This is a genomic window from Bradyrhizobium nivariense (assembly GCF_029846695.2).
Classification (GTDB): Bacteria; Pseudomonadota; Alphaproteobacteria; order Rhizobiales; family Xanthobacteraceae; genus Bradyrhizobium.
The window spans coordinates 119,625-137,644 of record NZ_JARWCR020000019.1 but is presented as its reverse complement, the minus strand read 5'-3'; the positions used below and the strand labels follow the sequence as shown (position 1 = coordinate 137,644).

Sequence of the window (18,020 nt, the reverse complement as noted above, 5' to 3'; positions counted from 1 at the left end):
GAGGCTGCAGTGCAGCCGTTGCTCGCGCCGGTGACCGACACCGCGGGCACGGTGAGCCATGAGGTCGGCGCGACCGCGCCAGTCGAGGCGGCGGTGCAGCCGGTGCTCGCGACGGTGACCGACACCGCGGGCATGCTGAGCCATGAGGTGGCCGGCGCGCTTGCGCCGGTCGAGGCGGCGGTGCAGCCAGTGCTCACGACGGTGGCCGACACCGTGGGCGCGCTGGGCAATGACGTGGCGGGCGCGCTCGCACCGGTCGAGGCTGCAGTGCAGCCGTTGCTCGCGCCGGTGACCGACACCGCGGGCACGGTGAGCCATGAGGTCGGCGCGACCGCGCCAGTCGAGGCGGCGGTGCAGCCGGTGCTCGCGACGGTGACCGACACCGTGGCCATGCTGAGCCATGAGGTGGCCGGCGCGCTTGCGCCGGTCGAGGCGGCGGTGCAGCCAGTGCTCACGACGGTGGCCGACAGCGTGGGCGCGCTGAGCCATAACGTGGCCGGCGCGCTCGCACCGGTCGAGGCGGCGGTGCAGCCGGTGCTCGCGACGGTGACCGACACCGTGGCCATGCTGAGCCATGAGGTGGCCGGCGCGCTTGCGCCGATCGAGGCGGCGGTGCAGCCGGTGCTCACGACGGTGGCCGACACCGTGGGCGCGCTGAGCCATGAGGTGGCCGGCGCGCTTGCGCCGATCGAGGCGGCGGTGCAGCCAGTGCTCACGACGGTGGCCGACACCGTGGGCGCGCTGGGCCATGAGGTGGCCGGCGCGCTCGCACCGGTCGAGGCGGCAGTACAGCCGGTGCTCGCAACGGAGGCCGACACCGTGGGCATGCTTGGCGGCTTGACGAATGACGCCACCGCGACTGCGGCGCTGGTGGTCGACACCGCCGATCCCCTGTTTGGCGCAACGATTGGTACAGCCGGCCCGTTCCCAACAGCTGCCGCTCCGAGCCATCCGACGAGCGACGCGTCACATCCGGCCGACACCGGGAATGTGGCAAGCGATGCTCTTGCGAGTGCGGCGCCGGTCGTTGATACGGCCGGACCGGTGCTCACCCCAACAGCCGCCGCGCCGAGCCATCCGACGAGCGACGCGTCACATCCGGCCGACACCGGGAATGTGGCAAGCGATGCTCTTGCGAGTGCGGCGCCGGTCGTTGATACGACCGAGCCGGTGCTCACCCCAACAGCCGCCGCGCCGAGCCATCCGACGAGCGATGCGTCACATCCGGCCGACACCGGGAATGTGGCAAGCGATGCTCTTGCGAGTGCGGCGCCAGTCGTTGATACGGCCGGACCGGTGCTCACCCCAACAGCCGCCGCGCCGAGCCATCCGACGAGCGACGCGTCACATCCGGCCGACACCGGGAATGTGGCAAGCGACGCTCTTGCGAGTGCGGCGCCGGTCGTTGATACGGCCGGCCCGTCCCCAACAGCTGCCGCTCCGAGCCATCCGACGAGCGACGCGTCAGATCCGGCCGTGCCGGATACCAGCAGCGGTAGTCAAGCCTCCGAACCAGCCGACACCCTTCTCGCGCTCGCCACTGCGAATGACGCACCGATCGAGGGATCCGTGACGGCTGCCCCGGCCAATGTGGCGACGGACGTATCGAATACTGCGGCGGCCGTCGACCCGCCCCCCATCGCGGGAGACGTGATCGCCCTGAACGACGCGCCACCGCCTCCAGCAAATGCTCTGTTCACCGGAGACCAGTATACCGACTACGGCGTCACGCTGAGCAGCGACATCGCAGTTACCCCGCAGCATGCCGCGTCTCCGACCGATGGCGCATCGGCCCACGACACTTCGGTGCAGGCCGTTGCCGACGTCCAGAACCAGGCGCCACCGCCTCCCAACGTCTTGGATACGACTCATCCAATCGATCACCTCGGACATGCCTTGCTGTAACGGGAGCGAACATGGCGGCCGTCGTCGAGACACCGAGCAATCCGCTGGGCAACCACTTTGCGAATCAGCCCGTCGCAGCCCGCGATCATGTTGGGCCTGTCAACCCGCTGGCGGCCTGGCGTTCTGTCGCGCGCACGAACCTGATCGCAGTCGCGGCATTTTCGGTCGTCGTGAATCTGCTGATGCTCACGCTGCCGGTGTACCTGTTCCAGCTATCCGACCGCGTGCTGGCGAGCCGCAGCCTCGAAACACTACTGATGCTCTCGGCTCTCGCGCTGGCGTTCATCGGCATCCTCTCGATCATGGACATTCTGCGTCGGCAGGTGCTGGGGCGTCTTGCGACCAAGATGGAGGCCTTGCTCGGCGGCGCAGTGCTTTCGAGCAGCATCAACAGCGCCAGGGCCGGCGAGGGCGGGACCATCCATGGGATCCGCAGTCTTCACCAGGTGCGCGGATTCATCGCGAGCCCAATCATGCTTCTGCTGATGGACGCGCCGCTTTCGCCGCTCTACTTCGGAGTCATATTCCTTGTTCACCGAGATCTCGGCTACATCGCCGTCGTGTCTGGCTTGGTCCTGGCGCTGATTGCGCTGATCAACCAGAAAGCGACCTCGGAACGTGTGGATCAGGCAGGCCTGCATGCTGCCGAAGCCGACGCCGCGGCCGAGTCGCTGGCGCGAAATTCGCAGGTGATCAATGCGATGGGAATGCTGAGCGAGAGCATTCTCCATTGGGGTCGCCGCCAGGCGCCAGCCCTGACGGTGCAGAGCCAAGCCCTCGACCGGAATTTCTGGATCAGCGGTGCCTCAAAGTTCGTCCGGCTCGTGGCCCAGATCACGATCCTCGGCACCGGCGCCTATCTGGCGCTCAACGCCGAGATCACCGGCGGCATGATGATCGCGGCCTCGATCATTGCCGGCCGCGCCCTGCAGCCGCTCGAGGGCTTGATCGAGGGATGGCGCAGCTGCGTTCAGGCGCGATCGGCCTATGCGCGCGTCAAGGAGGCGGTCGAGTCATTCCAGCGAGACACGACGAAGCTGCGCCTGCCCAAACCGCAAGGGCACCTGAGCGTGGATCGGGTCTTGTACCTGCCGCCCGGCTCGAAGGAGCCGGTGCTCAATGGTGTGTCGCTCGAGCTCGCGCCTGGAGAGTCTCTGGCCATTGTCGGACCATCCGGCTCGGGCAAGTCGACCCTCGCGCGCATTCTGGTGGGCTGTCTGGTGCCGACCGCCGGCAAGGTCAGGCTGGAGGGAACGGAGCTGCGCAACTGGGACCGCCGCCAGTTCGGGGAATATACCGGCTACCTGCCCCAGGAGGTCGAGCTATTTCCCGGGACGATCAAGCAGAACATCTGTCGCATGCGGGACGACCTGCCGGACGCGGGCATCTATGAGGCGGCGATGTTCTCGGGCATCCACGACATGGTCTGTCAGCTGGCGCAAGGATACGAAACTGTGCTCGACCGCGGCGGCGGCCCACTCTCTGGAGGACAGAAGCAGCGCATCGCGCTCGCGCGGGCTTTCTTCGGTAATCCGTGCCTCGTCGTGCTCGACGAGCCCAACTCGAATCTCGACGCGGCAGGAGAGCAGGCTTTGACGGAGACCCTGCAGCGGGCCAAGAAGCGCGGGGTCACCGCAGTGGTCGTAACCCTCCGCCCGGCGCTTTTGAACAGCGTGGACAAAGTGCTCATTCTACGGGCCGGACGCGCGGAAGCATTCGGATCTCCGAGCGAGGTGCTGCATCGCCTGGTTCGGTCGACGCCGGCCGGAGCCGGCGGAGATAAGCCGGAGCAGCCTCGACGAATCGAATCCTCCGGCCCGTGAGATGATCAGCACGGGAGGATAGCATGAGAGCAGAAAAGGAAAGCATCGGCGAGTGGTACCGCGGCGTTCCGCTGAGCGCCAAATGGCCCATCTTCACCGGCCTCGCCATCCTGGTTGTTTGGCTCGGTTGTTTCGGTGTCTGGGCCGGGATCGCTCCACTGAACGGCGCGGTCGTCGCCCCGGGCACGTTTGTGGCCACCGGACAGAACAAGCTGATCCAGCACTTCGAGGGCGGCATCATCCGCGAGATCGCGGTCAAGGACGGTGATGTCGTCGAGGCGAACGAGGTCCTCGTTCGCATGGATGACACCGCTGCCAACACCAAGCTGAAGCGGCTGGTTTTAAAGAAGTATCGACTGATCGCCATGAAAGCGCGTCTCGAAGCCGAAATGAGCTCTTCAGAGACAATCGAAACCCCGGCCGCATTCAGCGGGAGCGCACGTGATCCGGAAGTCGAAGCAATTCTTGAGCGGCAACGTTCCGAGCTGCGGGCACGCCAGGCTAGTCTCGCGACCGAAGAAAGCCTGCTCGCGAAGCAAATCGCCGGGCTGGAGGAAAGCATTCGCGGATATCAGGCGCAAGTGCAGTCCACCAAAGATCGTATTGCCCTGTTCGGCGAAGAGCTGCAGGACAAGAATTTGCTTCTTGGCCAGCAATTGGTCCGCAAGTCGGATGTGCTGGCGCTGCGACGCTCCGAGGCCAGTCTCGGGGGAGAGCTTGGCGAGTATCTCGGCCGCATTGCCGATTCCAAGGAGCGGGTCGCTCAGGCGAACGAAAGAATAGTCCAGCTCCACTCGACGGCGCTCCGGGATGCCATCAAGGAGCTGCGCGAGACCGAGGCTGATCTGGATGACGTCGAGGAGCAGATTCGCGCCGCCCAGGACGTGGCCGACCGGGTCGATGTCCGTTCACCGGTTCGCGGCATCGTGGTGAAGAAGAACTACCATACACCGGGCGGCGTCGTTTCTCCTGGCGCCGTGATCCTTGAGCTCCTACCGATAGGCGAAGAGCGCATCATCGAGGCACATGTGAATCCCAAGGACATTTCGCACGTGAGCCTGGGCCAGGAGGCGCTGGTGCGGCTGTCGGCGCTCAATCAGCGCATCACGCCCATGGTTGGCGCGAGCGTGATCTACGTGTCAGCCGATGCCTTGGCGGAGCAAATGCAGGTAAAGACCGAAACACGCCCCGATAGTGGCACGCGTCGGGAATTCTATGTCGTTCGGGTGCGCCTGGACCAGGATGATATTCTCAGGCGCGTACCAGAATTCATCCCGACACCCGGGATGCCCGCTGACGTTTACATCAAGACCGGCGAGCGTACGTTTTTCGAGTACATCATGAAGCCGATCTTCGACAGCTTCTCGCGCGCATTCCGCGAAACCTGAATGGACGAGCGGGTGGTTCTGGTTTGGTTGGACTGCTGCGGAAACTCAAGACAGCGTCAGTTTATCGAGAAATGGTTTCGCGCGTTCTAGGTCTAGGCTTGATTTTCAATCAGATCGCACCGAACCGGCTCCAGGCCGCGCACGAAGACCGCAAGACCTCGCAGAACTCATTGGTAGCGGTAAAGATGGGCAGGTGCCCCTTGCCATCGAATCTGTGCAGCATGGCGTTTGGCAGCCGCGAGGCGGCCAGCTCTGCGGCCTCGAACGACACCAGCCCGTCGTCCCGGCCATGCGTAACGAGGGCTGGTATGGTGCTCGTGGGGAGAATGTCGGTGACGTCATCCTCCACCTCGTCGAGAAAAATTCAGGAGCGTCTCGCGCGGCAGGTTCAGCCGGGACTGCACGATCGCGTCCAGCATCTCGCGCATTGCGGGGTCCGAGAAGACGCGCGCGACGTGGAGGCGGAGCAGCGGCGCCATCGCCCAGGTCTGTCGCGTAGTTTCTTGGAGCTTCAGCCAATCATCTGGGAAGAACGGTCGCAGGCGGCCTACGACCGGTGCACCGATCGCGACGACGCCTTGCAGGCATTCCGGAGCCGTCTGCGCAACACTGAACAGCCGCAGATCCTCGCCGCCGAGCGCCAGGATGTCGAAGGCGTAGAGCTGCACCGGTGATCGTGTTTGCGCAAATGCAGGGCGGTGAAGTCGGAGACGCCGTCGACGCCGAGCACCGCGGCGTCGCCGTCGAATGACGGTTCTTCAACGCAGCTTCGACGATCCATGGGAAGCGCTTGGTCCAGTCGTGACCATTGAGCGTGAACAGCCGGACGGTCTTGCCCTGGCGCTCGACGCGCAGGCGGTAGCCGTCATATTTGATTTCGTGAATCCAGTCGGGGCCGGCCGGCACCACCTTGGCGGCGGTCGGCAGGCAGAATTCGAAGGCGGAAGCATAGCGCCGATATAGCGAGTCAATGCAGCTGTGTGTCCTCGTCGTCGACCTCGCCGACGAAGCCGGGCGGCATTCGCGGCGCGTCGCCATCCTCGGGAACGTTGCAGCGCGGGCAGGGTGCGCCGGCGGCGCCACAGGGGCAGGCGCGCGGGCCGTCCCACGGCCACGGGGTGTGCCTCGCACACCCCGCCAACGCCGTCGCAGAGCTTGCAGGTCATGGTCTGTCCCTTCGCCGGAGAGACGGCCCCGATTTGGGGGGCCTGGGGAGGTGACCGGTCCGCTCCGCCAGCTCGGCGGCGAGCCGGCAGGTTTTAACCGTAGACCAAGTTCCATGTTCCGGAGCCGCATCAACGGCTGCATAATTTTCCCGTTGAACACTCGTTTTTTGCAATGAGGTTTTGCCATGGCGAACGGTGTCGAGGATCTGCAGATACTGCGCTTGATCAAGGCATTTCAGAAGCTGACCGACCAAGACACGCGGCGCATGGTCCTCCGGTACATCGAGGAGCAGGTGGAAGAGACCGCCAAACCAAATTCACCGCCTGGTGCCACCGGAGCCCAAGCGAGGTGCTGGCGCGGGGGTGGCTCGATGCTAGGCCTATTTATGACCGAGCAGGTTCGCGCCAGGCGTCAGCAGCCGCACATAGGTGCCGCTCTCGTGCAGCTCGAGCCAGCCCTGCTCGATCGCATATTTGATGCCGGCACCGAACTCCGGCCCACTCGCATTGCATCCGGTCTTCGAGAGGAACGGGCCGTTGATCTTTTCGATGTGGATGCGCTCGTTGATCGGCTGCACGCGGGCGGCGAGCTCGAGGAGCTTTCGTGCACCGGCTTCCAGCTCGGCGCAGGGCGGGCTTCAATATGCTTCATGCGTCAGAATGCTTACTTCGCGCGCCGTGATGGTGCGGCGGGCTGTGGATCGGGAGTAGGGCGCAAGCCAATCGAGTCGGGCCGGCGCTTCTTCCGAGGGTGCGCTGGCACGGGCCGCAATACAGAAAACTTCGCATCAACGCGATATGCCGATCACGGGGTTGCACGACCAGGACGAGGTCGATGATCTCGTTGTGCTTGCAGTGTTCGCAGCACACCTCGAGAAGTGAGAACCCGCCGGCCAGGCCGCGCAGTCGAGTGCGTAAGCCTTAGCGCGCGCGGCATCCGCGCGGCCGCGTGTGCAGTGGCCGCCTCCTCAAGCAGATGCGCGAAGGCAACCTCCGCCTTGTGGATCTCGCGGGCGAAATATTTGCGGTCGCCTCCCGACATCGGGCCGGCTTGATGATGCGGGCGGCGGACATGGTGGAGATAAAGCGCAAATCGGAGGCGCCGTCGAATCTGCCAAATTTCGTAGGTCAAAAGCGCGGAGAGCCCCTAGCGCCAGTAGCCGTCGATAAACTGCCGACGAATCCAAAAGGCAAACGCCAGCCCCGCGTCCAGGGGAGGAGCGATCGATAATCCCCAATTATCGAGAGCCAGAGGATATCCACTCCTCCAACCTTATTTTACTATCGATCTGATCTTACAGCGTGTTCTTCGGACATGGCGGCATTTCCCACGCTTCAGCTACGGTGGAGAGCTACGCTTTGTGATCAGGCGCAACAGCCCACGGCTCGTTCAACCGCGATATCGCGTGAGTAGCGCGCATACGAGACCTCCGGGCCGAAGGGGTGAGACTCCTCAAAATAGGTCGGACGCTTGGGATTGGCCCTCGGTTGTGCAACCAGTGTTGGCCCAGGCTGAGCTGTGAGCTCGAGCAGGGGGCAGCAGGGGGCTCTAAGTCGCGTGTTGCGACACAAGTTACAAACCACGCACAACCGCTGCAGACTAACAAGCGCGTGCTCGGATTTTGATTCACAGCTGCGACCACAGCTATTCCGTTGCCGATAAGAACTACCTGATTGATGGCGGCAGCGTTGTGACCTTAGACAGTAGGATGTTCCTCTTCGCCTCGCCAAGAAGGCCGGTCGAGCGTTGGGAGCTGCGCGGCTCTGCGGGTCGCAGCGCAATTCATCTGGTGAGCGCAACATCCTTGAACGAGGCGACCAGCGCCTTCTCCAGCTTTCCCCTCATGCCGCAGAGAATCCCATACGCCGCCTCGCGCGACATGGCCGCCTTGTACTGGCGGTGTTCGATCAGCGCCGCAAAGATATCCGAGATGGTGAGAATGCGAACGATGTCGGTGATGTTCTCGGCGCAGAGGCCGTCGGGATAGCCGCTGCCATCGAGATATTCGTGATGGTGCCGGACGGCATCGAGGATTTCGGGTGAGATGTTGCCGTGCTCCTTCAGCACGTCATAACCCGTCGACGGGTGGGTTTCGACCAGCGCGCGCTCGTTGTCGTCGAGGCGTCCTGGCTTGTCCAGGATCGCCACGGGAATCCTCGCCTTCCCTATGTCGTGGAACATGGCAGCAGTGGAGAGCCTTTCAAGGTCACTTTTACGGAAACCGAGACTGAGACCGAAATCGACTGCGACGCCGGTCACAAGCAGGCAGTGCTGGAAGGTTCCCTCATGATGGCGCCGCACCGCGGTCAGCCATTGCGATAGCCCATGCTCGGCAATCCGGTTAGTGATCTTGCGGCCGGCCTCTTTAGGACCGTCAACGTCGATCCGCTCTCCGAGTGTGATCGAGGTGAACATCGACGCGACGGCGTTGGCTGCGGCCTCAACCGCATCGTCGGGCTGCGAGATCCCGCTCGTCCAGCCGGTTTCGGCCCCGGCCGGATCGGCCAACGCGGCGACGAGCTTGATCGGCTCGAGCTTGCCGGGCAATACCAGCGTCGCGCCCAGCGCATAAGCCTGCGAGATGCAGACGTGGGAGGTTTGCTCGACGAGGAAGATGCGCTTGTTGGCCTTGGCGAAGCGCGCAGCTCTCCTTTTCAGTGCGGCAATGTTTTCGAGGGCCCGCAGGTCGGCACTGACGACAACGGCAGCAGGGGCGTACGGAAGTTTTGCTTGTACATCGAGCCGCTCGCCCGCGACGGTGAACAGCCTTTCAAGCAGCGAGCAGAGCCCGAAGAGCTTGTCGGAAGTATCGGCCAGGACGTGCACGAACATGACTGATGCCTTCGTTTGTCGGGTGCCGGTCTGAATTGGCCTTATCGCTAACGTTCTGCATGATCATTGGATCAGATTGGAGCTCGGTGATACTGCTCGGCTCAAATCGGCTTTAATGCGGTTCTGTCGCTCGCGGTTTTTTGGCTTTTCTTGCCATTTGCGTGAATGAAGTGGATGCCGGCCGTGGTTCCGTCGATCCAGACCAACTCGCAGCGCCGATAGGCCAGTCCCGTCAACGACAGAAGCATGAAGAACTCCTTGGCCTTGAGAACGTCGAGCGATCCCTCGACCTCGATCTTGGCGCCGGTGTCCGAGACATCGAGCAGCACGCAGCTCCGCCGCCAGGTGCCGTCGGAGCCCATGAGATTGACGACCTGCCTGTGGTCCATCCGCACCCGAGGCGCCTTGCGACCGTCGAATTTCATCGGCTCCCTCCCGACTTTGCAGTGCGATCTTTAGCGCCGGAGATTTCTCCCCAACGAATGGACCATTGGCTGGTTGAGAGATGAAGGGTTTCAAACCGCTCCTGAGCTCGTGCGCGTTCGCCGAATGAAAGCCGCGCGCGGCGAGTGTTGAGGATGGCCAACGTGGTCTGCCAATTCAAGCGCGATGCCCGGCACGCCATCACCAGACCTTCGCAATCGGACTCCGCCATCACCTGCTCGATGGCCTCCATGGGTGCTCCCGACAGCACCGACAAGGCCGTGAACAGGTTGGCGGTCTCACCCCGGATCGCGAACCGATTGACAGTCGAGTCGCTCAGCTTGCCGCTACGGTTGAGCGATACGATCTCCGGCCTCACAGCGGCGTACTCAGCCTCGCAAGGACGCTTCGCTGTCGCCGATACTTCGGAGGATGCGGTTGCGTTGGAAGAAACACGCGGACGGGCATCGGCCTTGTTGGCCGGCCGTGGCGAGGCCGACAGCAGCTCCCGAACGACCATGTCCGGGGTGTCTGGCCTCAGCGTCAGCGCTTTCGTGATCTCGTCGTCCTGCTCAGCCCTGCCGATCAAGGCGGCGTAGGCTGCGCCGGAGAATTCCGCGCCCGGATTGCCGATGACGGCCAGGCAAATCCTGCTGCTGCCGCGTTGCAACATCGCCTCAGTCACCGGTTTTTCGATCGTGCGCCGGTCAGCAATGGCGAGAAGGTGATCCTCGCTGCCGGACGTCGCGATCGCTACGAGATCAGCCGGCGATAGTGCGGGAGATTTCCTCAGGATCGGGACTGCGACCGCCGGATCGTCGCACGCGGCGAGACGTCGCAGGGTCTTCATCGGAGCAGTATCCAGCTCGGCAAGCGTCGTGCTGAGCTCGGCGAGCGTGCCGGGCGCAATCCGCCCGGTCAGGCGGATTAGAACGTCGTCAAGCAGGTCGACCTGCGGCTCTTGCAGTCGGTCATTGGCGCCAACGAGCAGCTCGGCCGTGCGCCAGAGCATGCGCGCGCAGCGTTCGGATGAGCTCCTCGCGATGGTGTCGTCCAACTCAGTAATGAGATCGGCCGCAGAAATTGCCCTCATTGGCTGGCCTAAATCGTTCTAAAAAGCGTCACGTTCAATCAGACGTATTGCGCGGGAAAGTTGTTAAAATAAGCTTTACTCCCCGGTATTTAGGTGCCGTGAGCATGTAAAATGAACGCAATTCGGAAGAGCGCGCCGTTTCTGGCAGTCATGTCGTCGACAGCACGGTCCACATTGCAGAGGTTGCGAGCTAGTTAGACCGGCAGCCGAAGCCAAAGGTCGTTGCTGGACAACGTACCGGCCGGCGTGGCTATCTCCATATCGACGACGCGAAATGAACCGGGCTGGTCATCATATAGGTAGCGAAGATGCCAGACAGGGCCAAGTTCTGGTGTAATGGCGAAGTCATCTAAGGCAGTCGCGACGTATCGAACGGCATCGCGATGTGCTATCGGCGCGGAGAACATCGTGTCCATCAGCGTGGCAAGGCTCTCTTCCTGGAGCATGGTTCGCGCGACTTCGTCTCCGAGGACGAGCCTGAGGGCCGATACGAGGACCGCGACAGCGTCAGGGTTCTTTAGAGACACGGCAGATTCGTTTCAGGCCAAAACCGGACTGTTGACGCGAGGGGCGCGTGGGCGGCGGTTGCGTGTTTTCGCAGGGCAATGGACGTCTGCTACAACACCTCAGCACGGACCTGAGCCACGCCACGATTCGTAATCCCCAAGCTGCGCGCAGCCGCGAGCGAGAGGTCGAGGACGCGGCCACGGATCCATGGTCCGCGGTCGGTGATACGAACCACCACCGACTTATTCGTCTCAAGATCAATGACGCGGACTCTCGTGCCGAACGGCAGACGGCGGTGCGCCGCGGTTAGTAGATTCCGATCAAACGATGAACCGCTCGCTGTCTTGCCTTTGGCATACGAATAGTAGGACGCTTTTCCGGAAATGACTCGATTGAAAGATTGAGCGCCTGAACGATCATTCAAGGGCTCTTGTCCGTTCGGAGGTTGCGCTTGCGGCTCCTCCTTCTTTGTCTGATCGAGTCCTTCAGGAGCGGGCTCCGCGTGAGCCTTTGGAATGATGGACCATCTGTCATTAAATGTTTGCCCGACAGCAGGGGTCGCTTGAAGCCCCGTCAAAGTCGAGACCGTTGCAATCACAATCATTCCAGAAAACGGACGCATGATCGACCTCGCTACAAATCACAAAACAGAGAAACAATGCAAACTCATAAGGCGCGTTCCGGGACATCCGGGATTCATATGCGAAGAGGTGATTTCATACCGATGTTGCTTGAGCGTTTTGCATGGCGGAACGTAGACGCAATGCAGCAAGCAGATAACTCGCTGCAACGCATCACGAACATCGGCGAGCAGTTCTAGAGCTTGAAGCCCTGCGAAGCAGCGGCAACACCGCATGTGCATGCAGGCGATTCAATCAGCAGCGTGAATCTCTTCACCTGAATATAGAGACGAGGAGGACATTGAGCGGACCGCAACAATTCAGCGGGGCGAGATGCCGCGAGCCGCGTAAGACGCTCCGTACGTTATCAAGCCTCGCTCGCAGTGGATCGCAACCGGACGTAGGGGCCGGCTCGTCACGTCGGTCCGTCGTCGCCGCTCGCTGGAATATTGAAATCCCACGCGGCAAGCTCCAGCTCGAGCTCAGTGATCCGCTCAAAGATGCGAGCAGCAATCGCCTCCGACTCTTCCGCGGTTAAGGATCGAATGCCCCGCAAAGCAAGCTCGTCTCTGAGAATCTTTGGCACAATCAATTGGATGGCCATTGGATCAATGTCCTAAAACCATGATCCAACCGCAGCCGGAGGGCGAGCGCAAGTGGTTGGGGCGGTGTCCCGCGGTGCTCCGGCGAGCCGCCTCAGCACGCAATGCCGAAGCTGTCGCGGGTATCTGGGCCACTTGATTAGTCGCGGTGCAATTTGCTTGAGCACGAGCTGACCAGCATCTCCAGCTTCGATTGCTCTTCGCTCAAGCGCCTTTCGACAAACTGACGCTCGAACTCAGTCAGATTGGTTTGCAATAAGAGGCGATAGCGTTGAATATTGTTGCGATGTGCACGCGCCAACTGGTCGTCAGTCATCGTTGTCGTCCTGTGACGGATACCTTCCTCTTTTGCTTCACTATTGTAAGGCAACCCGGGGCAACGTTCCAAGACGTCGCTGGAGCGGAGTATCTTCGCTCCGCGCGCTCTCGGCCACGGTAGTGGGCTTTTCTGTTCCGATCTGTGAACTACTTCACAAGCCCAGCGGTCGTCGCCTGCAATCGTTCGCTCATTACTCAGACCAGCTGATTGCTTCGATAACGCTCGCCGGCGTTCGCGCGCTGGGGTTTTTGGCTTGTCAGCCCCAATGCGGTCGACCTGGGCTGTTCTCATTGTTAACCGGAGGCGGATGCGGCGACAGGCATTGTGAAGTGGTTTAACGCGACCAAGGGATTTGGCTTCATCCAGGCCGATGACGGCGGCCAGGATGTTTTCGTGCATATTAGTGCAGTGGAGCGCGCTGGCTTATCAGGCTTGGCCGAGGGGCAGAAGATCTCTTACGAGATCAAAGTTGATCAGAGGCGTGGGAAGAGCAGCGCGGAAAATCTGCGCGTCTGACGACTGCGGCCATGTTAGCGCGGCCACAGTTTTGGTCACTGCCCTTTTTGCCCGAGATCTCTCAAGAGCACATAGAGAAAGTCGCTGGCATGGTCGTAGCGCGCGTTGCCATCAGTGATTTGACGGGCACGCGGCTCTATTATGCGACCAACGGTTTCGAAGCCGAGGAGGTCAACTCTGTCCGACCATTGCCCCAATAGGCTTTCAGGAATGTCTTCCGCAGATCCGAACAGCTTCAAAAGGCAACGTTCGCCCTCGTACTTGTGGTCGTGATGAGCCTTCGCCGCATAGAAAGCGAACAACCCACGAAAGGCATCCCGGGAAACGGCAGGTTTTGCCATTGCAATGTCCCCCGATACAATTGAGTTCTCAATGCGACGAAGTCTGCAGGCGTTCCGCAGGAAAAGCTAGCAAAAAATCGTCGTGCGCAGTCGATATTAAACCCGCTTAGTTTCTTCAGGTCATCATCAAAGGAGAGACCGGAGGATGAGCGAGTTTGAGAACCGGGTTCAGGCGAATATGGACGTGGCGTTGGACCAGGTCTGTGCCGAACTACCGAATGGCGGGGACCATGCAAGCCGCCGGTATATCGCCGAGCAACTGATTGAAGCTGCGCGGGCCGGAAAGTTCGGTCTGGGTGAGCTGACCTCGGCAGGTCGTCGCGCTCTAGTCTACCGTCCACCACTAGCAGGCGCTTCGCCTGCGCCAGCTTACGCGCGTCCTTCAGGCTCACTTGATCGACGTCACCGAGTCCCATCTTCCGCGCGCGGCCCTGGATCATGAACCGGAACACCCAGCTCTTGGTCGGCTTTTCGCCCTCGGTATAGGAGGGGCTTCCGAGGCCGCATGCCGCCATCGATGCGCGGCGCACGCGGGAGTCAAATTATCAATCCCTTGGGCCCCGGAACGCGCGTGAGCTACTGCGAGTCGTGGTTGATCGCACCGAACCCGCAACCGACACCAGTCACGCCAAGCGAAGGAAACAGAACTGAGACGATTGCGCAGGCATGAGGTACGGGAGCTCAGCCTGCCTTGCCCAAAAGAATACGCCGCCGGGCGAGTCGGCGGTGTGGAAAGCGGCAAATGGATCAGGCGCGGGGATTCGGTCCCGCGCCTCGTTTTAGATCAGCGCAAAGTTGCCCTCGCAGCGAGCTCGCTTCCATAGCCGGTAACCATACAGCCACCAGATCAGGGTAAGCCGTCACCGCCGGGCGATCAATACCGCGGACGGTGCGTGCCGACTGATCCGGTGGAGGAATTGACGTTGCCCGTGGCCGTGAAGTTGTCCCGCTGAGTGCTGTTCGGATTGGTTGCGACGTAGGGCTGCACATAAGTGCCGTGGGTGTTGGTGTAGCCCGACGACGTGTGCGTGTTCGGGTTCGTGCCGGTGCCGACCTCAGCCCGTTCGTGAGCTGGTACCTGGTCGGCAGCTATCTGCGCAACGGGCCGGGCGCGCATTACTGCCTCGGCGTCAGCGGACATGGCTACGGCGTTTGCGGACGCGACGCCAACAACAACGTCGTGGCCGGCAACAAGGCCGAAGCGGTCACCACCGGTATGACGTTCGACTTCTGAACTCGAACCTTGGAAAGCAGGAGCTGCTGCAGCTCCGCTTTGCCACCGGGAGCAACATCGCGAGGCAGAGCGGCGTCAAGGCGCGCCGCTCTGTGGTGTTACGATCCGCTGCCAGGTTTTGACGAACTGCTCGCGTTTGACGCCATCGAGATAGGTCAGCGCGGGGAGCCCGAGAGTCGGGAAATTGAGCACGCCCGGTTTCTCACTGAGATATCGTGCTTTCATCTGCTCGCGGTCGGCACCCAGGCCGGCAATCGAAAGACCGAACGCATCTGACACGACAGCCTGGCCGGCTTCGGAGAGCGTATATTCGACGAATGTCCGGGCAAGCGCCGCATGTTCCGCCTTACGGGGAATCACGATGGTGCGGGACACCGCCACGACGTAGTCTTCCGGTAGCACGATGGCGAGGTTTCGTTGCACCTCCGCCTGGCGAAGCGCATAGGAGCCCAGGACATCATAGGCGATGACGGCGTCACCGCGGCTGAGCGAATCCAGCATATCCTGCGTACAGCAATAGAGCCGTGCCTCGGCGAGGCCGAGCGCATGCGCAAGGCGCCAAAAGTTCGCCGAAAGCATCGATTCCGTCGTTGCAAACAGGTAGCCTACGCCGCTGACATCAATGTCGTAAGTTGCGATCTTTCGACGAAAACGCTCCGGCGAAACCTCGAGCAGCCGGATCAAATCCTGATGCGACTTCGGCACCTCGGAGCGCTCGATCGCGTCCTTGTTGTAGACGATGACGGCCGGTTCGAGCGTGAACCCGAAGATTTCGTCCCGCCAGATGGCCCAGTCCGGCAAGCCGCGGGCTGTGATCGCGGCCTTCTGGACGTGTCCGTCATTGGCAAGCTTGACCTGAAGGTCCATCGCCGAGCTGATCAGAAGGTCCGCCGCGGGCTTGTCATCCACTTCGGTCAGGGCCTCCTGATACAGCGGGACGGTCTCATAGAGGCGATAGCGCACTTCGACTTCGGGGTGCTCCCTTTGAAAGCCTTCGATGACCGGGCCCATAGCCACGACATCCGCGGTTCCGTGAATGAGCAGCGTTTCGGTGGCTGACGAGGGGGCGGGGAAGACTTTCAGCTCGTGCGTGGATTTTGACTGGTCGGCCAAGCAGTGTGCATTGACGAAGAGAAGAAGCGCCATGACCAGGCCTAGCGACAATGCCGTGCGCCGTATTGCTGGTCTCTTACGAAAAGCCGTCATGACGTCCTCGGCAAGGTTACCCTGACGACGAGCCCGCCGCCCGGGCGATCGAGCAGGCACAGATCGCCACCGGCGGCAGCAGCAGCGCTCTTGGCGATGTTGAGCCCGAGGCCGGTCCCGGCGGCGCTCGCGCCGCTCGACCCGCGGCGAAAGCGTTCGAGCACGATCGGCTTCTCGTCGTTGGGAATGCCGGGTCCACGGTCGGCCACCTCGAATTCAACGGTCGACCCATCGGACGACGTGCGCAGATCGACGTCGATCATGCCTTCCGGCGCGTATTTCAACGCATTGTCCAGCAGATTGTCGATCAACTCGCGGAACGCCAGCGGCGCTCCGCGAACCGGGAAGTCCTCGTGGGTCGTGGAAAGATCGGCCAGCCGGCAGCGCCGCATGTCGCCACTCGGAAGCCGCTCGACCGCTTGCAGGTAAAGCTCGAGAAAATCGCAAGCAGGATTGGCCGAGGTCTCGATATGATGGGCGATGGCCGCTTCTGCCAGCAGCTGATTGACGATGCGCGTGGCATCGACAGCGTTGGCATGAATGCGATGCACATAGCTATAGACGACACTCGCATTCCGCTCGGATGCAGCGACTTCGGCGAGTGCCCGGATCGAGGCGAGCGGCGTCCGTATCTCGTGCGTGGTATCTACCGCAATCCGGCGCAACGTGCTGAGGACGCCCTCGAGCCGTTGCATGAAGATGTTCAGGCTCGACACCAGCGAGCTCACCTCACGCGGCACCGATGTCTGAATCGGGTTGAGGTCGGTTGGCGATCGCCCGATCAGCTCGCTCTCGAGCGCGACCAGCGGCGCCCAGGCTCGCTTCAGGCCGGTCGAGATCAACAGGCAGATCACGAGACCCGCGAGCGCCATCGGCGCGAGTGAATTCTTCACGATGAGGGCGGCGAGCTCCGTACGGGCCTCCCGTGTCTCCGCGACCGTGATGCTGACCCAGCCGGACTTCTCGCCGAAGTCGATGTAACGCTGGACGCTGCCAATCCTCACGGGATCGTCGGTATAGATGGCGTCCTCGAAATGCGGTTTGTGATCATGTGTCGGCGTCGGTTCGGGCAGATTGGGGTAGCCGGTAATCAATGAGTGGTCGGGCGCCCGCACCGCATAGAACGCCCGGGTCTCGCGCGATGCACCCAGGATCTCCAGCGAAGCGAGCGGCAGCTCCAGCGTGAGATGCCCGTCATCGACCCGGATGTTGTCTGCAATCGAAAGTGCTGCGGCCGCAAGCACGCGGTCGAATGCAGTGTCGGCAGCATCGAGCGAGAAGTTGCGGATGTAGAAGAACAGCCCGATGCCGAGTACGGCGAGCAGCGAGATCGCACCAAAAACGATATCGCGCTTAATTGATCTTTGACGGCTGCGCATCGTCGATCCTCGCGACATAGCCGGTTCCCCACACCGTGTCGATCCGGAGCGAGGAGGATTTCAGTCGCCGCCGAATCCGGGAGATGTAGAGCTCGAGCGCGTTCGGGTTGACCGCATTCTCGTATCCGAACAATTGGTCCATAAGGCGCTCGCGCGGGACAACCTGCCCGACGTTCAGTGCAAGCAGCTCGAGCAGGCGAAATTCGCGCCGCGTGAATTCGACATTGCGGCCGGCCGCGACGATTGACTGCGCGGCGATGTCGATCGTGATGTCGCCGAGTTCGATCCGGCTGGTGGGTGTGCCGCTGTGTCGGCGTACGACCGCCCGCATCCGCGCCTCAAGCTCGCGAAGATCGAACGGTTTGACCAGGTAATCGTCAGCGCCGATGTCGAGCAGGTCGATCTTGTCGCCGATTTCGCTGCGCGCGGTGATGACGAGCACCGGCGTATTGATCCGCCGGCCGCGCAATCCTTTGAGCACGTCGGCGCCATCCATGCCGGGCAGCGAGAGGTCCAGAATGATGAGATCGAACGGATCTTCCTGAACACGCTGCGAGGCAAGGCCGCCGTCAGTCAGCCATTCGACCGCATGCCCCTGATCGCGAAGGCGCGCAGCGATGGCCGCGCCCAGATCGACCGTGTCTTCGATCAGAAGAGCACGCATG

Annotated in this window: 18 protein-coding genes and 1 pseudogene; 5 read left to right on the top strand and 14 right to left on the bottom strand. The window is 62.0% G+C overall.

The window, feature by feature from the left end:
• The 3 genes from QCM77_RS18215 to QCM77_RS18205 all read left to right on the top strand — a co-directional run.
• Nucleotides 1-1,905: hypothetical protein (locus tag QCM77_RS18215; protein WP_279684457.1), on the top strand; the 1,905-nt coding region annotated here is incomplete at its 5' end.
• Nucleotides 1,906-1,916: 11 nt separating this feature from the next.
• The gene (locus QCM77_RS18210) at nt 1,917-3,728 is read left to right on the top strand and encodes a type I secretion system permease/ATPase (RefSeq protein ID WP_279668980.1); all 1,812 of its coding nucleotides are present in this window, start codon (nt 1,917-1,919) and stop codon (nt 3,726-3,728) included.
• A 23-nt stretch (nt 3,729-3,751) separates the two neighbouring features.
• Nucleotides 3,752-5,116: an HlyD family type I secretion periplasmic adaptor subunit gene (locus QCM77_RS18205; protein ID WP_279684455.1), complete on the top strand. Its 1,365-nt coding sequence runs from the start codon at nt 3,752-3,754 to the stop codon at nt 5,114-5,116.
• Nucleotides 5,117-5,733: 617 nt separating this feature from the next.
• On the opposite strand, the pseudogene QCM77_RS18200 reads toward QCM77_RS18205, so the two are convergent.
• The 9 genes and pseudogenes from QCM77_RS18200 to QCM77_RS18160 all read right to left on the bottom strand — a co-directional run.
• Nucleotides 5,734-6,088 (bottom strand): annotated as a pseudogene (locus tag QCM77_RS18200) (ATP-dependent DNA ligase); the annotation flags it as partial.
• 574 nt (nt 6,089-6,662) lie between these two features.
• Nucleotides 6,663-6,860, bottom strand: a complete 198-nt coding sequence (locus QCM77_RS18195; RefSeq protein ID WP_279684453.1) for a hypothetical protein — start codon at nt 6,858-6,860, stop codon at nt 6,663-6,665.
• 1,205 nt (nt 6,861-8,065) lie between these two features.
• The gene (locus tag QCM77_RS18190) at nt 8,066-9,115 is read right to left on the bottom strand and encodes an HD-GYP domain-containing protein (protein WP_279684451.1); all 1,050 of its coding nucleotides are present in this window, start codon (nt 9,113-9,115) and stop codon (nt 8,066-8,068) included.
• A gap of 101 nt (nt 9,116-9,216) precedes the next feature.
• On the bottom strand, nt 9,217-9,540 hold the full coding sequence (locus QCM77_RS18185; protein ID WP_279684449.1) for a PilZ domain-containing protein: 324 nt from the start codon (nt 9,538-9,540) through the stop codon (nt 9,217-9,219).
• Complete coding sequence (locus QCM77_RS18180; protein ID WP_347882383.1) at nt 9,537-10,595, bottom strand: DUF2336 domain-containing protein; 1,059 nt, start codon at nt 10,593-10,595, stop codon at nt 9,537-9,539. The genes QCM77_RS18185 and QCM77_RS18180 overlap by 4 nt, the downstream gene beginning before the upstream one ends.
• A 230-nt stretch (nt 10,596-10,825) precedes the next feature.
• Complete coding sequence (locus QCM77_RS18175) at nt 10,826-11,077, bottom strand: hypothetical protein (RefSeq protein WP_279684447.1); 252 nt, start codon at nt 11,075-11,077, stop codon at nt 10,826-10,828.
• 170 nt (nt 11,078-11,247) lie between these two features.
• Nucleotides 11,248-11,760, bottom strand: a complete 513-nt coding sequence (locus QCM77_RS18170; protein WP_279684446.1) for a septal ring lytic transglycosylase RlpA family protein — start codon at nt 11,758-11,760, stop codon at nt 11,248-11,250.
• A 413-nt stretch (nt 11,761-12,173) separates the two neighbouring features.
• Nucleotides 12,174-12,362 carry a hypothetical protein gene (locus QCM77_RS18165; RefSeq protein ID WP_279660593.1) on the bottom strand — a complete coding sequence of 63 codons (189 nt, stop codon included), beginning with the start codon at nt 12,360-12,362 and terminating at the stop codon, nt 12,174-12,176.
• A 137-nt stretch (nt 12,363-12,499) separates the two neighbouring features.
• Nucleotides 12,500-12,676 carry a hypothetical protein gene (locus QCM77_RS18160; protein ID WP_279660592.1) on the bottom strand — a complete coding sequence of 59 codons (177 nt, stop codon included), beginning with the start codon at nt 12,674-12,676 and terminating at the stop codon, nt 12,500-12,502.
• A 324-nt stretch (nt 12,677-13,000) separates the two neighbouring features.
• On the opposite strand from QCM77_RS18160, the gene QCM77_RS18155 reads away from it, so the two are divergent.
• A complete protein-coding gene (locus QCM77_RS18155) occupies nt 13,001-13,195 on the top strand; it encodes a cold-shock protein (RefSeq protein ID WP_279660606.1) in 195 nt (64 codons plus the stop codon).
• A gap of 35 nt (nt 13,196-13,230) precedes the next feature.
• Here the strand turns inward: QCM77_RS18155 and QCM77_RS18150 are convergent, their stop codons facing one another.
• Both QCM77_RS18150 and QCM77_RS18145 read right to left on the bottom strand, forming a co-directional pair.
• Nucleotides 13,231-13,536: a hypothetical protein gene (locus QCM77_RS18150; RefSeq protein WP_279660591.1), complete on the bottom strand. Its 306-nt coding sequence runs from the start codon at nt 13,534-13,536 to the stop codon at nt 13,231-13,233.
• Entirely contained in the window at nt 13,431-13,952 is a 522-nt protein-coding gene (locus QCM77_RS18145; RefSeq protein WP_462804334.1) for a hypothetical protein, read from the bottom strand. The genes QCM77_RS18150 and QCM77_RS18145 overlap by 106 nt, the downstream gene beginning before the upstream one ends.
• 608 nt (nt 13,953-14,560) lie before the next feature.
• On the opposite strand from QCM77_RS18145, the gene QCM77_RS18140 reads away from it, so the two are divergent.
• The gene (locus QCM77_RS18140; RefSeq protein ID WP_279684445.1) at nt 14,561-14,770 is read left to right on the top strand and encodes a hypothetical protein; all 210 of its coding nucleotides are present in this window, start codon (nt 14,561-14,563) and stop codon (nt 14,768-14,770) included.
• A gap of 75 nt (nt 14,771-14,845) precedes the next feature.
• Here the strand turns inward: QCM77_RS18140 and QCM77_RS18135 are convergent, their stop codons facing one another.
• From QCM77_RS18135 to QCM77_RS18125, 3 genes are read right to left on the bottom strand one after another with little or no spacing between them, the layout of a single operon-like run.
• Nucleotides 14,846-16,036, bottom strand: coding sequence for an ABC transporter substrate-binding protein (locus QCM77_RS18135; RefSeq protein ID WP_279684444.1), 1,191 nt, complete (start codon nt 16,034-16,036; stop codon nt 14,846-14,848).
• Entirely contained in the window at nt 15,973-17,355 is a 1,383-nt protein-coding gene (locus QCM77_RS18130; protein WP_279684442.1) for a sensor histidine kinase, read from the bottom strand. Before QCM77_RS18130 ends, QCM77_RS18135 begins: the two co-directional genes overlap by 64 nt.
• Entirely contained in the window at nt 17,330-18,019 is a 690-nt protein-coding gene (locus QCM77_RS18125) for a response regulator transcription factor (RefSeq protein ID WP_279684441.1), read from the bottom strand. The genes QCM77_RS18130 and QCM77_RS18125 overlap by 26 nt, the downstream gene beginning before the upstream one ends.
• Nucleotide 18,020 lies beyond the last annotated feature (1 nt).

Bases quoted from the DNA above. Each gene is read 5' to 3' on its own strand.
- QCM77_RS18210 (WP_279668980.1), top strand. From the start codon at position 1,917: ATGGCGGCCGTCGTCGAGACACCGAGCAATCCGCTGGGCAACCACTTT.
- QCM77_RS18205 (WP_279684455.1), top strand. From the start codon at position 3,752: ATGAGAGCAGAAAAGGAAAGCATCGGCGAGTGGTACCGCGGCGTTCCG.
- QCM77_RS18190 (WP_279684451.1), bottom strand. From the start codon at position 9,115: ATGTTCGTGCACGTCCTGGCCGATACTTCCGACAAGCTCTTCGGGCTC.
- QCM77_RS18185 (WP_279684449.1), bottom strand. From the start codon at position 9,540: ATGAAATTCGACGGTCGCAAGGCGCCTCGGGTGCGGATGGACCACAGG.
- QCM77_RS18175 (WP_279684447.1), bottom strand. From the start codon at position 11,077: ATGCTCCAGGAAGAGAGCCTTGCCACGCTGATGGACACGATGTTCTCC.
- QCM77_RS18170 (WP_279684446.1), bottom strand. From the start codon at position 11,760: ATGCGTCCGTTTTCTGGAATGATTGTGATTGCAACGGTCTCGACTTTG.
- QCM77_RS18165 (WP_279660593.1), bottom strand. From the start codon at position 12,362: ATGGCCATCCAATTGATTGTGCCAAAGATTCTCAGAGACGAGCTTGCT.
- QCM77_RS18160 (WP_279660592.1), bottom strand. From the start codon at position 12,676: ATGACTGACGACCAGTTGGCGCGTGCACATCGCAACAATATTCAACGC.
- QCM77_RS18150 (WP_279660591.1), bottom strand. From the start codon at position 13,536: ATGGCAAAACCTGCCGTTTCCCGGGATGCCTTTCGTGGGTTGTTCGCT.
- QCM77_RS18145 (WP_462804334.1), bottom strand. From the start codon at position 13,952: ATGGGACTCGGTGACGTCGATCAAGTGAGCCTGAAGGACGCGCGTAAG.
- QCM77_RS18130 (WP_279684442.1), bottom strand. From the start codon at position 17,355: ATGCGCAGCCGTCAAAGATCAATTAAGCGCGATATCGTTTTTGGTGCG.
- QCM77_RS18125 (WP_279684441.1), bottom strand. From the start codon at position 18,019: ATGCGTGCTCTTCTGATCGAAGACACGGTCGATCTGGGCGCGGCCATC.